The 14,290-nt window shown below is 49.3% G+C and carries 6 protein-coding genes and 2 rRNA genes; 2 read left to right on the top strand and 6 right to left on the bottom strand.

Annotation, left to right across the window (positions count from 1 at the left end; genetic code table 11):
- Positions 1 to 34 precede the first annotated feature (34 nt).
- A 23S ribosomal RNA gene (locus NFHSH190041_RS16315) occupies positions 35 to 2,927 on the bottom strand.
- Positions 2,928 to 3,208: 281 nt separating this feature from the next.
- Positions 3,209 to 4,751: ribosomal RNA gene (locus tag NFHSH190041_RS16320) — 16S ribosomal RNA — on the bottom strand.
- Together the 16S and 23S rRNA genes form the textbook arrangement of a ribosomal RNA operon.
- Before the next feature lie 714 nt (positions 4,752 to 5,465).
- Here NFHSH190041_RS16320 and NFHSH190041_RS16325 point away from each other — a divergent pair.
- Positions 5,466 to 5,957 (top strand): DUF4124 domain-containing protein, encoded by a 492-nt coding sequence (locus NFHSH190041_RS16325; protein WP_261922787.1) that lies wholly within the window; start codon positions 5,466 to 5,468, stop codon positions 5,955 to 5,957.
- A 45-nt stretch (positions 5,958 to 6,002) separates the two neighbouring features.
- Here NFHSH190041_RS16325 and clpB read toward each other — a convergent pair whose 3' ends face one another.
- The 3 genes from clpB to rluD form a co-directional block, all read right to left on the bottom strand.
- Positions 6,003 to 8,576, bottom strand: a complete 2,574-nt coding sequence (clpB, locus tag NFHSH190041_RS16330; protein ID WP_261922788.1) for an ATP-dependent chaperone ClpB — start codon at positions 8,574 to 8,576, stop codon at positions 6,003 to 6,005.
- A 269-nt stretch (positions 8,577 to 8,845) separates the two neighbouring features.
- Positions 8,846 to 9,562, bottom strand: coding sequence for a peptidoglycan editing factor PgeF (gene pgeF, locus NFHSH190041_RS16335; protein ID WP_261922789.1), 717 nt, complete (start codon positions 9,560 to 9,562; stop codon positions 8,846 to 8,848).
- 2 nt (positions 9,563 to 9,564) lie between these two features.
- Complete coding sequence (gene rluD / locus NFHSH190041_RS16340) at positions 9,565 to 10,539, bottom strand: 23S rRNA pseudouridine(1911/1915/1917) synthase RluD (RefSeq protein ID WP_261922790.1); 975 nt, start codon at positions 10,537 to 10,539, stop codon at positions 9,565 to 9,567.
- A 125-nt stretch (positions 10,540 to 10,664) separates the two neighbouring features.
- Here rluD and NFHSH190041_RS16345 point away from each other — a divergent pair, with 125 nt between their 5' ends.
- Positions 10,665 to 11,426, top strand: coding sequence for an outer membrane protein assembly factor BamD (locus NFHSH190041_RS16345; RefSeq protein ID WP_261922791.1), 762 nt, complete (start codon positions 10,665 to 10,667; stop codon positions 11,424 to 11,426).
- A 277-nt stretch (positions 11,427 to 11,703) separates the two neighbouring features.
- On the opposite strand, the gene NFHSH190041_RS16350 is transcribed toward NFHSH190041_RS16345, so the two are convergent.
- Positions 11,704 to 14,076 carry an efflux RND transporter permease subunit gene (locus NFHSH190041_RS16350; RefSeq protein ID WP_261925162.1) on the bottom strand — a complete coding sequence of 791 codons (2,373 nt, stop codon included), beginning with the start codon at positions 14,074 to 14,076 and terminating at the stop codon, positions 11,704 to 11,706.
- Between the last annotated feature and the right edge of the window lie 214 nt (positions 14,077 to 14,290).

Genomic DNA, 14,290 nt, shown 5'->3' on the forward strand with positions numbered 1-14,290 from the left:
TATCAAGGTTTCCAACAAAACCCTTTTGGGTTGTATGGTTAAGCCTCTCGGGTCATTAGTACAGGTTAGCTCAACGCCTCACAACGCTTACACACCCTGCCTATCAACGTCCTAGTCTCGGACGGCCCTTCAGTAGACTCTAGGTCTAAGGGATGACTCATCTTGGGGCTCGCTTCCCGCTTAGATGCTTTCAGCGGTTATCGATTCCGAACGTAGCTACCGGGCAATGCCATTGGCATGACAACCCGAACACCAGCGGTTCGTCCACTCCGGTCCTCTCGTACTAGGAGCAGCTCCCCTCAATCATCCAACGCCCACGGCAGATAGGGACCGAACTGTCTCACGACGTTCTGAACCCAGCTCGCGTACCACTTTAAATGGCGAACAGCCATACCCTTGGGACCGACTTCAGCCCCAGGATGTGATGAGCCGACATCGAGGTGCCAAACACCGCCGTCGATATGAACTCTTGGGCGGTATCAGCCTGTTATCCCCGGAGTACCTTTTATCCGTTGAGCGATGGCCCTTCCATTCAGAACCACCGGATCACTATGACCTACTTTCGTACCTGCTCGACGTGTCTGTCTCGCAGTTAAGCTGGCTTATGCCATTGCACTAACCGTACGATGTCCGACCGTACTTAGCCAACCTTCGTGCTCCTCCGTTACTCTTTGGGAGGAGACCGCCCCAGTCAAACTACCCACCAGGCACTGTCCTCAACCCCGATTCAGGGGCCAGAGTTAGAACATCAACACTACAAGGGTGGTATTTCAAGGTTGACTCCACGATGACTGGCGTCACCGCTTCAAAGTCTCCCACCTATCCTACACATGTAGGGTCAATGTTCAGTGCCAAGCTATAGTAAAGGTTCACGGGGTCTTTCCGTCTAGCCGCGGGTATACGGCATCTTCACCGCAATTTCAACTTCACTGAGTCTCGGCTGGAGACAGCGTGGCCATCATTACGCCATTCGTGCAGGTCGGAACTTACCCGACAAGGAATTTCGCTACCTTAGGACCGTTATAGTTACGGCCGCCGTTTACCGGGGCTTCGATCATGAGCTTCTCCGAAGATAACCCAATCAATTAACCTTCCGGCACCGGGCAGGCGTCACACCGTATACTTCCTCTTGCGAGTTCGCACAGTGCTGTGTTTTTGATAAACAGTTGCAGCCACCTGGTATCTGCGACTCCCGTCAGCTTAGAGAGCAAGTCTCATCACCAACAGGAGCGTACCTTCTCCCGAAGTTACGGTACCATTTTGCCTAGTTCCTTCAGCCGAGTTCTCTCAAGCGCCTTGGTATTCTCTACCCGACCACCTGTGTCGGTTTGGGGTACGATTCCTACTAACCTGAAGCTTAGAAGATTTTCCTGGAAGCATGGCATCAACCACTTCAGTGCCGTAGCACCTCGTCATCAATTCTCAGCATTATGTGTCCGGATTTGCCTAAACACACTGCCTACCATCTTAAACACGGACAACCAACGCCGTGCTGGCCTAGCCTTCTCCGTCTCTCCATCGCAGTTAGCAGAAGTACGGGAATATTAACCCGTTTCCCATCGACTACGCCTTTCGGCCTCGCCTTAGGGGTCGACTCACCCTGCCCCGATTAACGTTGGACAGGAACCCTTGGTCTTTCGGCGAGGGAGTTTTTCACTCCCTTTATCGTTACTCATGTCAGCATTCGCACTTCTGATACGTCCACGGTGCCTTACGGCTTCCGCTTCAACCGCTTACAGAACGCTCCTCTACCGCACTAGCACAAGTGCTAGTACCCATAGCTTCGGTGTATTGCTTAGCCCCGTTACATCTTCCGCGCAGGCCGACTCGACTAGTGAGCTATTACGCTTTCTTTAAATGATGGCTGCTTCTAAGCCAACATCCTAGCTGTCTAAGCCTTCCCACATCGTTTCCCACTTAGCAATAACTTTGGGACCTTAGCTGATGGTCTGGGTTGTTTCCCTTTTGACAACGGACGTTAGCACCCGCTGTCTGTCTCCCGCATAGTACTCATTGGTATTCGGAGTTTGCAAAGGGTTGGTAAGTCGGGATGACCCCCTAGCCTTAACAGTGCTCTACCCCCAATGGTATTCGTGCGAGGCGCTACCTAAATAGCTTTCGAGGAGAACCAGATATCTCCCGGTTTGATTGGCCTTTCACCCCCAGCCACAAGTCATCCGCTAATTTTTCAACATTAGTCGGTTCGGTCCTCCAGTTGATGTTACTCAACCTTCAACCTGCCCATGGCTAGATCACCGGGTTTCGGGTCTACACCTAGCAACTAAACGCGCAGTTAACACTCGGTTTCCCTACGGCTCCGCTATTCGCTTAACCTCGCTACTAAATGTAAGTCGCTGACCCATTATACAAAAGGTACGCAGTCACGGTCTCAAGAACCGCTCCCACTGCTTGTACGTATACGGTTTCAGGTTCTATTTCACTCCCCTCACAGGGGTTCTTTTCGCCTTTCCCTCACGGTACTGGTTCACTATCGGTCAGTCAGGAGTATTTAGCCTTGGAGGATGGTCCCCCCATGTTCAGACAACATATCACGTGTGCCGCCTTACTCGATTTCATCTTCAGTTAGTTTTCGTGTACGGGACTATCACCCTGTACCGTTAAGCTTTCCAACTTATTCCACTAACACCCTGAAGACTTAAGGGCTGGTCCCCGTTCGCTCGCCGCTACTTGGGGAATCTCGGTTGATTTCTTTTCCTAAGGGTACTTAGATGTTTCAGTTCCCCTCGTTCGCCTCATATACCTATGTATTCAGTATATGATGACACCTTATGGTGCCGGGTTTCCCCATTCGGACATCTGTGCCTCAAGTGCCTTTTATCGGCTAAGCACAGCTTTTCGCAGATTAACACGTCCTTCATCGCCTCTGACTGCCAAGGCATCCACCGTATACGCTTAGTCGCTTAACCATACAACCCAAATGAGTTTCATTCAGGTTGCATTGCAACTTGCTGGTTTGATAATTGTAATTCTTTCGAATCACAACGCCTTGATTAGAATACTCAATTTACTTGATTAAAGTGTTTGAGAACTCAATTTTGTATTAACAAAGCCTTTCTTAAAAAGAGAGGTTTGTTTCTACTATCAGCTTTCCAAATTGTTAAAGAACGTCATCAACTCAACTAAGGAGTCAATGTTGCCAGACAAGGCAATCTGTGTGAACACTCAACAGCGTAATGTGTCGCTTAGGTAAGGAGGTGATCCAGCCCCAGGTTCCCCTAGGGCTACCTTGTTACGACTTCACCCCAGTCATGAACCACACCGTGGTAAACGCCCTCCCGAAGGTTAAGCTATCTACTTCTGGTGCAGCCCACTCCCATGGTGTGACGGGCGGTGTGTACAAGGCCCGGGAACGTATTCACCGTGGCATTCTGATCCACGATTACTAGCGATTCCGACTTCACGGAGTCGAGTTGCAGACTCCGATCCGGACTACGACCGGCTTTCTGGGATTAGCTCCACCTCGCGGCTTGGCAACCCTCTGTACCGACCATTGTAGCACGTGTGTAGCCCTACTCGTAAGGGCCATGATGACTTGACGTCGTCCCCACCTTCCTCCGGTTTATCACCGGCAGTCTCCCTAAAGTTCCCGGCATGACCCGCTGGCAAGTAAGGATAAGGGTTGCGCTCGTTGCGGGACTTAACCCAACATTTCACAACACGAGCTGACGACAGCCATGCAGCACCTGTCTCAGAGTTCCCGAAGGCACTAAGCTATCTCTAGCGAATTCTCTGGATGTCAAGAGTAGGTAAGGTTCTTCGCGTTGCATCGAATTAAACCACATGCTCCACCGCTTGTGCGGGCCCCCGTCAATTCATTTGAGTTTTAACCTTGCGGCCGTACTCCCCAGGCGGTCTACTTAATGCGTTAGCTTGAGAGCCCAGTGCTCAAGGCACCAAACTCCGAGTAGACATCGTTTACGGCGTGGACTACCAGGGTATCTAATCCTGTTTGCTCCCCACGCTTTCGTGCATGAGCGTCAGTCTTTGTCCAGGGGGCCGCCTTCGCCACTGGTATTCCTCCAGATCTCTACGCATTTCACCGCTACACCTGGAATTCTACCCCCCTCTACAAGACTCTAGTTCGCCAGTTCGAAATGCGGTTCCCAGGTTGAGCCCGGGGCTTTCACATCTCGCTTAACAAACCGCCTGCGCACGCTTTACGCCCAGTAATTCCGATTAACGCTCGGACCCTCCGTATTACCGCGGCTGCTGGCACGGAGTTAGCCGGTCCTTCTTCTGCGAGTAACGTCACAGCTACTGGATATTAGCCAGTAACCTTTCCTCCTCGCTGAAAGTGCTTTACAACCCGAAGGCCTTCTTCACACACGCGGCATGGCTGCATCAGGGTTTCCCCCATTGTGCAATATTCCCCACTGCTGCCTCCCGTAGGAGTCTGGGCCGTGTCTCAGTCCCAGTGTGGCTGATCATCCTCTCAGAACAGCTAGGGATCGTCGCCTAGGTGAGCCTTTACCTCACCTACTAGCTAATCCCACCTGGGCTAATCAAGATGCGCAAGGCCCGAAAGTCCCCTGCTTTGACCCGTAGGTATTATGCGGTATTAGCAGTCGTTTCCAACTGTTATCCCCCTCATCTCGGCATATTCCCAGGCATTACTCACCCGTCCGCCGCTCGTCAGCAAAGTAGCAAGCTACTTCCTGTTACCGCTCGACTTGCATGTGTTAGGCCTGCCGCCAGCGTTCAATCTGAGCCATGATCAAACTCTTCAATTAAAAGTTTTGGTTGAACCCGAAGGTTCTGCTCAATGAATTCTGTCTTTGCATCATTACCCATTAAGGCAATGACTGCATTTGCATGCTGCGCGAACTTCGTTCATTGATAAAAGTCTTTGTCGACCTCATCAACATCTGCGAATGTCCACACAGATTTGCTTGTCTGTTTATATTGTTAAAGAGCAACCGATGCTGTTTCTCACCGGGTCAGGGCTGCGTATTCTACGCTTTCCTGTTGTCGCGTCAAGCATTTTTTCAAATGTTTTTTCGCGTCACTCATTGCCTTAGCAAGTGAGTGAATCTTCACTTCAACAACCTCTGGAAGCGCGTTGTGCCGTGTCGATGGAGGCGCATTATAGGCAGCTTATTTTTTTGCGCAAGGGCTTTTTTACCAAACCACAAACGGACGCACAGTTTTTAAACAAATCATCCATTTTTGCGTAAATATTGCCCATTTTGCATAATTTTAGGTTGGAAAATGCTATATCTGTTGCGACCCATCACCTTACGGCGTCTTTATACCGTAGTAGCTATACCAAACCAGCTCCGTTGAGATGGTCTTTAAGCAAGGCGATATCACAACGCTATGCTAAACGTTTTTGTTTTTTGCCAAGCCACTATTACTAAAAGGCAAAGGCGCAGTAATGTTGGCAACAGAGTATGCTTATACATATATATGGCTAAACAGCTCACTGTTTTATGCAAGGATGCCTGATGTCGTTATTATCATACCCAATGCCGCTGGAGCGTTACTGCCGCCTATTACCGCTACTGATAGGGGGCATATTGTTATCCAGCTACGCTACTACTGTTATAGCTGGCGATAAGATTTATTCTTGGACTGATGCGCAAGGGGTGACCCACTTCAGTCAACAACCACCTGCAGAACAAGGAGAGGTTGTCACATTATCCACTCAGCAATTATCTCCAGCGAAGATTGGGACGGTTACCCCTAAACGCTATAGTACGACGCAAGCTGACGCTGCAACTTATAGTGCTTTATCCAAACAAACCCAAGCAGATAAACAGCAAGCTGAACTGATCTGCAAAAATGCCCGCCACAGTTTGAGTATGCTGAATACTCATCCACGCTTGGCACACAAAGATCCGCAAACCGGCCATCAAATAATACTCAGTGATGCCCAACGCCAAGAAGCTATTAAGCAAGCCAAGTCCCGCATCGCGCAATTTTGTCAGCCGCAATAAAAAGAGCACCCTTAGGTGCTCTTGAATAGGCTTTACCTGACAATGTTACTGCCGGAAGGTCAACACATCATCTACCACATCAACATGAATAGGTTTACCTGGCAGCAGATCGCCCCGCAGTAAACGCTGTGATAATGGGTTTTCAATTTCCTGTTGCAGCGCCCGTTTCAGCGGCCGCGCACCAAATACAGGGTCAAACCCGGCTTCAGCAATCATAGCCAGTGCAGCATCGGATATTTCCAAATCAAACTCTTTCTCAGCTAACCGCTTACGCAGAGAGTTAATTTGAATATCAGCAATGCGCTTGATGTTTTCAGCATCCAGTGGGTGGAATACCACTGTCTCGTCAATCCGGTTTAAAAACTCCGGCCGGAAATAACGATGCACGACTTCCATGACATCCGTTTTCATATCGGCATAACTGAAATGGCCAAATTTTTCCTGAATGATGTCAGAGCCCAAGTTGGAGGTCATAATCACCACTGTATTACGGAAATCCACTGTCCGCCCTTGGCCATCCGTCAAACGCCCATCATCCAATACCTGCAAGAGGATATTGAAAACATCAGGATGCGCTTTTTCCACCTCATCCAGCAGGATCACTGAATAAGGTTTACGGCGAACAGTCTCGGTCAGGTATCCGCCCTCTTCGTAACCGACATATCCCGGAGGTGCACCGACCAAACGGGACACGGTATGTTTCTCCATAAACTCCGACATATCGATCCGCACTAATGCAGACTCAGTATCGAACAAGAACTTCGCCAGTGTTTTACACAGCTCAGTTTTACCCACCCCGGTGGGGCCTAAAAACAGGAATGAACCAATTGGGCGATTTGGATCTGCCAGACCGGCACGGCTACGACGGATGGCGTTAGCAACGGCATCAACCGCTTCATTTTGACCGATAACCCGCTCATGCAGGGCATCTTCCATTTGCAGCAGTTTTTCCCGCTCACCTTCCAGCATTTTTGCCACAGGGATCCCAGTCGCTTTAGACAGCACTTCGGCAATTTCCACATCTGTGACTTTATTGCGCAGCAGTGTCATATCCTGCATTTCTGCTTGGGAAGCAAGATCCAGCTGTTTTTCCAACTCAGGAATACGACCGTATTGCAGCTCAGACATCCGGGTTAGATCCCCCGCCCGTCGAGCCACATCCATATCCATCCGCGCCTGTTCCAAATCCGCTTTGATTTGCTGAGTACCAGCCAACGCCGCTTTCTCGGCATACCAGATTTCGTTCAGTTCAGCAGATTTTGCTTCTATCTCACCCAGTTCATTGCGCAGAATTTCCAGCCGTTTGCGGCTGGCTTCATCGCTTTCTTTAATCAGCGCCTGCTCTTCCAGTTTTAACTGGATACCGCGGCGTTCCAGCTTATCCAGCGGCTCCGGTTTAGAGTCAATCTGCATGCGGATACTGGAAGCGGCCTCATCAATTAAGTCGATGGCTTTATCTGGCAGCATACGGTCTGAGATATATCTGTGTGACATACTGGCCGCCGCAACAATAGCGGGATCGGTGATCTCCACATGGTGGTGCAGCTCATAACGCTCTTTCAGACCACGCAAGATAGCGATGGTGTCTTCCACGCTAGGTTCATCAACCAGTACTTTTTGGAAGCGGCGCTCAAGGGCGGCATCTTTTTCAATATACTGACGATACTCATCCAGTGTCGTTGCCCCAACGCAGTGTAACTCACCCCGAGCTAATGCCGGTTTGAGCATATTACCTGCGTCCATGGCACCATCACCTTTACCGGCGCCAACCATGGTATGCAGCTCATCGATAAACAGGATCACCTGTCCTTCTTCCTGCGCCAGTTCGTTGAGCACACTTTTCAGACGCTCTTCAAACTCACCACGATATTTAGCCCCAGCGATCAGAGCCCCCATATCCAGCGACAACACGCGTTTATTGCGGATGCCTTCAGGCACTTCACCATTCACAATCCGCTGGGCCAACCCTTCAACGATGGCGGTTTTACCCACCCCGGGTTCACCAATTAATACTGGATTATTTTTGCTACGACGCTGTAACACCTGAATGGTGCGCCGGATCTCATCATCACGACCAATCACAGGGTCTAATTTGCCCTGCTCAGCCCGCTCAGTCAGATCCACAGTAAATTTTTTCAACGCCTGACGTTGATCCTCAGCATTGGGATCATCCACATTGTGGCCAGCGCGAATATCATTAATGGTTTTTTCCAGTGCAGCTTTCGTTGCTCCGGCTTCCGTCAGCAGTTTTGCCAACGGGTCTTTACTTTCCAGCGCGGCCAGAATAAACAGCTCACTGGAGATATATTTGTCCTTACGCTTCTGTGCCAGCTTGTCACACAGATTCAGCATACGGATAAGTGATTGGGAAAGTTGAACATCCCCACCTGTGCCTTCCACCTGAGGCAACCGTTCAAGCTCCTGACTCAATAGTGAGCGCAGGTTGCTGACCCGGATTCCGGATTGTGTCAGCAGAGGATGGATTGAACCGCCTTCCTGATTGAGCAGTGCCATCATCAGGTGGACAGGTTCAATAAACTGATGGTCCCGACCTAGTGCGAGGGACTGAGCATCAGAAATGGCAAGCTGAAATTTGTTGGTCATACGATCAAGTCGCATACAGCCTCCTATTGCCCCTTAATTGTTAACGAAAAATTACCAATTCCACAAATATCCGGTTGTTAACGGGACGTCAGCTTAGAGAGCAAGTATTTTTTGCCGCCAATACTGCACTGGATAACCAGTGACATCAGCTTAAACGGCGAGTTTTCCCATTGCTATAACCATAGCAATGGCAACCCGGCAACTTGCTGGGTAAGCGCATTTGTATCGATATGAATCGGTATAGAGACTAAATGGAGGCTAGCTGAAAAATTTCAAGGGATAGATCAGGATTTCAACCAGATAAAAGATGCAAAACGTCCAGTAACAGGGCTTTTGCGGTAAGAAAAATATTTATCGGACAACGTGTAAGTACACAGTGAGGTACAGTGAATATCCGTTACCCCGGCATGATTGAGCCGCTGCACCGCCAACTGCTCCAAATTGGCCATATATTTACCCGGCGCGGCGGGGATAAAAGCTTGAGCCGCAGCGGGACTATAAGCCATAAAGGCCTCACGCACCTCTGGACCGACTTCAAACGCTGTCGGGCCAATAGCAGGTCCTGTCAGCGCCATTATCTCCTCAGCAGGCGCTGAGAAATGCCCTAGTGTATTTTCAATAATACCCTGACACAAACCGCGCCATCCGGCATGGATGGCAGCGACTTCAGTCCCCTGCCGGTTACACAGTAACACGGGCAGGCAATCGGCTGTCATCACCACACATACCTGACCGGCACACCGCGTATAACTGGCATCAGCCTGACAAGAGGCGGTCAGTGGTAGCTGTACCACCTTAGTGCTGTGAACCTGATCCAGCCAGCTAGGCGCAGCTGGCATAGCAAAATGGTGCTGTACCCGGCGGCGATTTTCTCTCACCGCCTCAGGATTATCATCCACATGCAGCCCCAAGTTCAGGCTATCAAATGGAGGTAAACTCACGCCACCTTCGCGGTTGGACACCGCAAAACCAACGTTATCGGGTACAGCCCAAGTGATCATCCTTATATGTACTCCATCGGATGTTCTTCAGTATCTTTACGTAGTGCTTTGGTCAGTTGCACCATGTCATCAGGTACTGGCGCATACCAAGTCATCACTTCACAAGTAAAGGGATGCGCTAACTCCAAACGAACTGCATGTAGCGCCTGACGCTTGAAGCCCTTGAGTACTTCAGTGAATTCAGCACTCGCTGCTTTGGGCGGACGCGGACGACCACCATACACAGGGTCGCCAACCAGAACGTGGCCGATATGCGCCATATGGACACGGATCTGGTGGGTCCGGCCTGTTTCTAGTCGCAGACGCAAACGGGTATGGGCGCGGAATTTCTCAGCCACACGATAATGGGTCACAGAGGGACGGCCACCGTGCTGAACTGACATCAAAGTTCGCTTAGTTGGATGACGATCAATCGGGGCATCCACTGTGCCACCTGCTGTCATGGTGCCAATACAGATGGCTTCATATTCACGGGTGATCTCACGCGCTTGCAGCGCAGCAACCAGATGAGTTTGAGCTTCAACGGTTTTTGCCACGACCATTAAGCCTGTAGTGTCTTTGTCCAGTCGGTGCACAATACCGGCACGGGGGACATGTTCAATAGCAGGACAATGATGCAACAAGGCATTCATCAACGTACCATCAGTATTACCCGCACCAGGGTGAACCACTAAACCCGCCTGCTTATTGATCACAATAATATGGTCATCTTCATAGACAATATTCAGATCAATAGCCTGAGCTTCGGCATGCACCTCTTCTTCTAAGGTGGCTTCAATTTCAATTTGCTGGGATTCCAGAACTTTTTCCCGCGGTATGCTAACCATTACCCCATCAACATACACGGCACCGGATAAAATCCATTCCTTGATGCGGGTACGAGAGTAGTCCGGGAATAATTCAGCCAATGCCTGATCTAATCTCAGCCCGGTTTGGGTTGCTGAAATCTCGCTTTTTAGATTAATCTCTTTAGCCATAAGGAACCGTGCCCCAAGATTTGGGGTCCAATAAAAAGTGCTATCTGTTACAATCGGATTGTTTCTATTTTATCTCGAAATGGAAAAATTCTTAACTACAACTTATAAAAGAATTGAATTCTCCTATGCCTAAATTTTCCAAGTGTGCCGCCGTTGCCCTGTTATCTTTTGCGATTTCAGCCTGTAGCAGTCACAGCGAGGTAGATGAAACCCTCAGTAAACAATCACCCGAGGCTCTTTATAGTCAAGCTCGAACCTCGATGGAGTTGGGCAACTATTCCAAAGCGGTGCGGACACTGGAAGCTCTGGACTCTCGCTATCCTTTTGGCCCCCATAAAACCCAGGTACAGCTGGACTTAATCTTTGCTTACTACAAATTAGATGATCCGGCATCGGGTATCGCCAATATTGACCGTTTTATCCGCTTAAACCCGACCAGCCCAGATATTGATTATGTTTATTACATGCGCGGCCTGGTCAATATGCAGTCTGATACGTATCTGTTCCACGATATGCTTGGTATCGACCGTACTGACCGAGATCCGAAACATGCCCAGCAGGCATTTAAAGATTTTGAGCGACTGATCAAAATCTACCCCAACAGTAAATATGCCGCGGATGCCCGCAAGCGGATGCAGTATCTTAAAGACCGGTTAGCCAAGTATGACATTGATGTAGCGCAGTATTATATGAAGATGAATGCATGGACAGCCGCTGCCGCTCGGGCGCAAGCTGTGGTGGAAACCTATCCCGGCTCATCTGCTACGGAACAAGCTTTGGAGATCATGGCCAAAGCCTATGGCAAATTGGGGCAAAAAAATCTTAAGGCCCATGTATTAGAAGTGATGAAAGCCAATTATCCCGATAACGAACTGGTCAAAGGTTAATTAACGACATAGCCTCCACCAGTAACAACAGCCCGCTATCGCGGGCTGTTTTGTTGTCGGCACCATTATTACATCCATCACGCTGCATTATATTGCCAGAGTCATTTTGTCTGAATCACCTTGCTTGAGTTACCCCAACGCTCCGCAGCCTACACGACATATATCATATTTAATCAACAACCTAACTGTTTTTCGGCACACAACATCGTGCATCACCTGCTTTATTTAATGCCTGCTTTACTCTTATCTCAGTTTCATTCCCATCTTAGTCATATTGTCAAAATGGTGAATCTTTCGAAGTAAAACCGCTTACGCCCTGCCATTGATGATTAGCGGCCCAGTACAATAATCTTGGCAACAGCAACAAATCAAAGCACCAAGCCGAAGCAATAATCAAAGCGGATAACAGGCTTAACTCATGGATAGGACCGAAATCAGATAGACAACCTAAGGCAAATCCAGCCACTAATGTCAGACTCGTCAAGGTAATCGCGGGCGTAATACCGGTTAGCCGGCGCAGGTAGCATAATTGACTCACAGGCCTATCGAGCGGTAAGCGTAGTAATAGATGCAAGGTATCATCAACAATAATACCTAATATCATGCCAACGACGACCACACTGCCCAAACTCAGCCCGCCACCAATATAATGCCAAAAGCCAAATACCCAGATTAACGGCAGCAAATTAGCCAACAACGCCAATAGAGCCAGTGTCAACGAACGGCGCAGCCAATATACCAGTAAGCTGAGTAATAGCAGCGCCAACAAAAACGATAGCAACATACTGTGGGCATTATCCCGGCTTAACTCCGCATATAACATCTGGGGCCCAAGGCCGGGGCTTACCTGTAACGTCAATGATTGCTCTGTCAGCCAATGGGTTATGCGCTGTTCCAATGCCAGCATGGTGGCCGTATCGACAGACTTTAGCTGAATGCCGACAACGCTTTGCTGTAGATCTTCACTAAGCTCCCGCCCCAAGCCAACCTCTATAGGTGACATGCGGCTAAACGCTGTCGCTAAACGATTAGGCCCCATACCGGATGCCCGCAGCCAGTCCACCAAGCTATCAACTCGCAACACTTCAGGTTGTGCCCGGATAAACCGACTCAGCCGGTTAAGTTCAGCCACTGCATCAGCTGAAACCATGCTCTGTGGATGGCTGACCAGTAATGAAAAACTATGACTGGAGGTAAAATGTTGCTGCATCTGGCTTGCGCCTTGGCTTAACGGATTATCTGGCGGGAAATAGCCCAAGGGATCATCACGAAATTGGATCTGATACACCCCACCTAACATGAAAAATGTCAGCACCACTGCCATTAGCGCCGGAAAACCTGGAAACATAAAGCACCACCAAGCCAAGCGCTGAGCCACACCTAATCGAACTTTAGTGGTTAGATTTGTTCTGATATCTGTGCTGAAACCTGCACTGCTGTCGGCCTTGGTATTTTCACTGCTATTGACTTGAACCTTTTCTCTAACATCAGCCCCAGCTGGTAAATGCGTATTTAAGCCAGCAGCTAGTGTGCTGGGTACCATCGACGAAAGCACAGATGACGTCCCAACTTGCCGACTAAAACCGGCCAATGCTGGCAACCAAGTCAGTAACAGCAGCAAATTGACCACTACGGCAAAACTGACTAACAAGCCAAAAGCAGCAACCGGTGGCGAAGGGCTGAATAGCAACAGCAAAAATCCTCCAGCGGTAGTGACAGCCCCCCAGAACAATGGTGGCAAATGGTTGCTCACAGTATGCAACATCGCCTGTGAAGGAGATGCCCCCCGCTGTACAAGCCACTGCCAACCGGTATAAAGGTGCAATCCACCGGCCAAGGATAACGTCATCACGATCACCGGAATAAAGGCACTGATTGCCGCTAGCGGTAACTGCAAGGCTCCGGCCAAAGCCAAGGTCAGCCATACGCCCAATAATGCAGAGCTGCCAATTGCCACACTCCAATAACGACAGCGAATCCGCCACGCTAACATCAATGCCACCAGTAATAACAGCCCGGGGGCAAACCAACGTAAATCCTGCTTCAACACCTGGGCATACTGACAATTTAACGCCAGTGGCCCATAGTAAAAATGTTGTATCTGGGCAGATTCAAGCTCAGTTTTTAGTGTGGTATCAATAGTCGAAATCAACTGCGCCAATGCTGGCGGGGTGACATAAGCGGGATCAAGTACCAACTCAAGTAATATCGCCTGCCCATCGGCAGACTGAACTAAATCTGCCCTTGGATGAGGTTTATAAGGTAACAACAATTGATTGCTAGCGGAGTGATATAAATCTGCATAGCCACCAATATGTTGCAAGCCCGGCGTATCGCGCAACCCACGGATGATGCGCTCAAACGTTGAGGATTGCGCTGTCCACTGCCAAGTTGGCAAACCTGACAGCATTAGCCACAAACTATCCGGTCGATTAAATTGCTCAACAATGACTTTACTCACCTGATAGCGGGGATTTGCCTCAGCAAAATAAGCATCATATTGACTATTTATCTTGACCTGCATCACCCACGGCGAGACGAGACATACCAACAGCAGCCAAGCAAATAACACCCGCCAAGGATAGCGCCAGCAAACCGCCAGGCGCTCTAGCTTATGATTTAGCAGTGTTCTAGCCAGCTTTACCTGCATCACAGTCTGTTAACCATCAATCTGTCCTCAACCTGCCAATAAGATCCTCTCATACAAGGATAAATTTCATTCTGACATAAGAAAAAACCCGTTAAGGATGTTTAAAACCTCAGCAATAGCGCGGGCTACAGCGTAATTCTTATGCAAACTCGCGGATTTTTGGTTTTTTACAGAGAAAAGTGTTGACTCAAAACCGCAAAAGCTTTTTAATGCA

The organism is Shewanella sp. NFH-SH190041, from assembly GCF_024363255.1.
In the GTDB taxonomy this organism is placed as follows: Bacteria; Pseudomonadota; Gammaproteobacteria; order Enterobacterales; family Shewanellaceae; genus Shewanella.

Bases quoted from the DNA above. Each gene is read 5' to 3' on its own strand.
- NFHSH190041_RS16325 (WP_261922787.1), top strand. From the start codon at position 5,466: ATGTCGTTATTATCATACCCAATGCCGCTGGAGCGTTACTGCCGCCTA.
- rluD (WP_261922790.1), bottom strand. From the start codon at position 10,539: ATGGCTAAAGAGATTAATCTAAAAAGCGAGATTTCAGCAACCCAAACC.
- NFHSH190041_RS16350 (WP_261925162.1), bottom strand. From the start codon at position 14,076: ATGCAGGTAAAGCTGGCTAGAACACTGCTAAATCATAAGCTAGAGCGC.
- NFHSH190041_RS16345 (WP_261922791.1), top strand. From the start codon at position 10,665: ATGCCTAAATTTTCCAAGTGTGCCGCCGTTGCCCTGTTATCTTTTGCG.
- clpB (WP_261922788.1), bottom strand. From the start codon at position 8,576: ATGCGACTTGATCGTATGACCAACAAATTTCAGCTTGCCATTTCTGAT.
- pgeF (WP_261922789.1), bottom strand. From the start codon at position 9,562: ATGATCACTTGGGCTGTACCCGATAACGTTGGTTTTGCGGTGTCCAAC.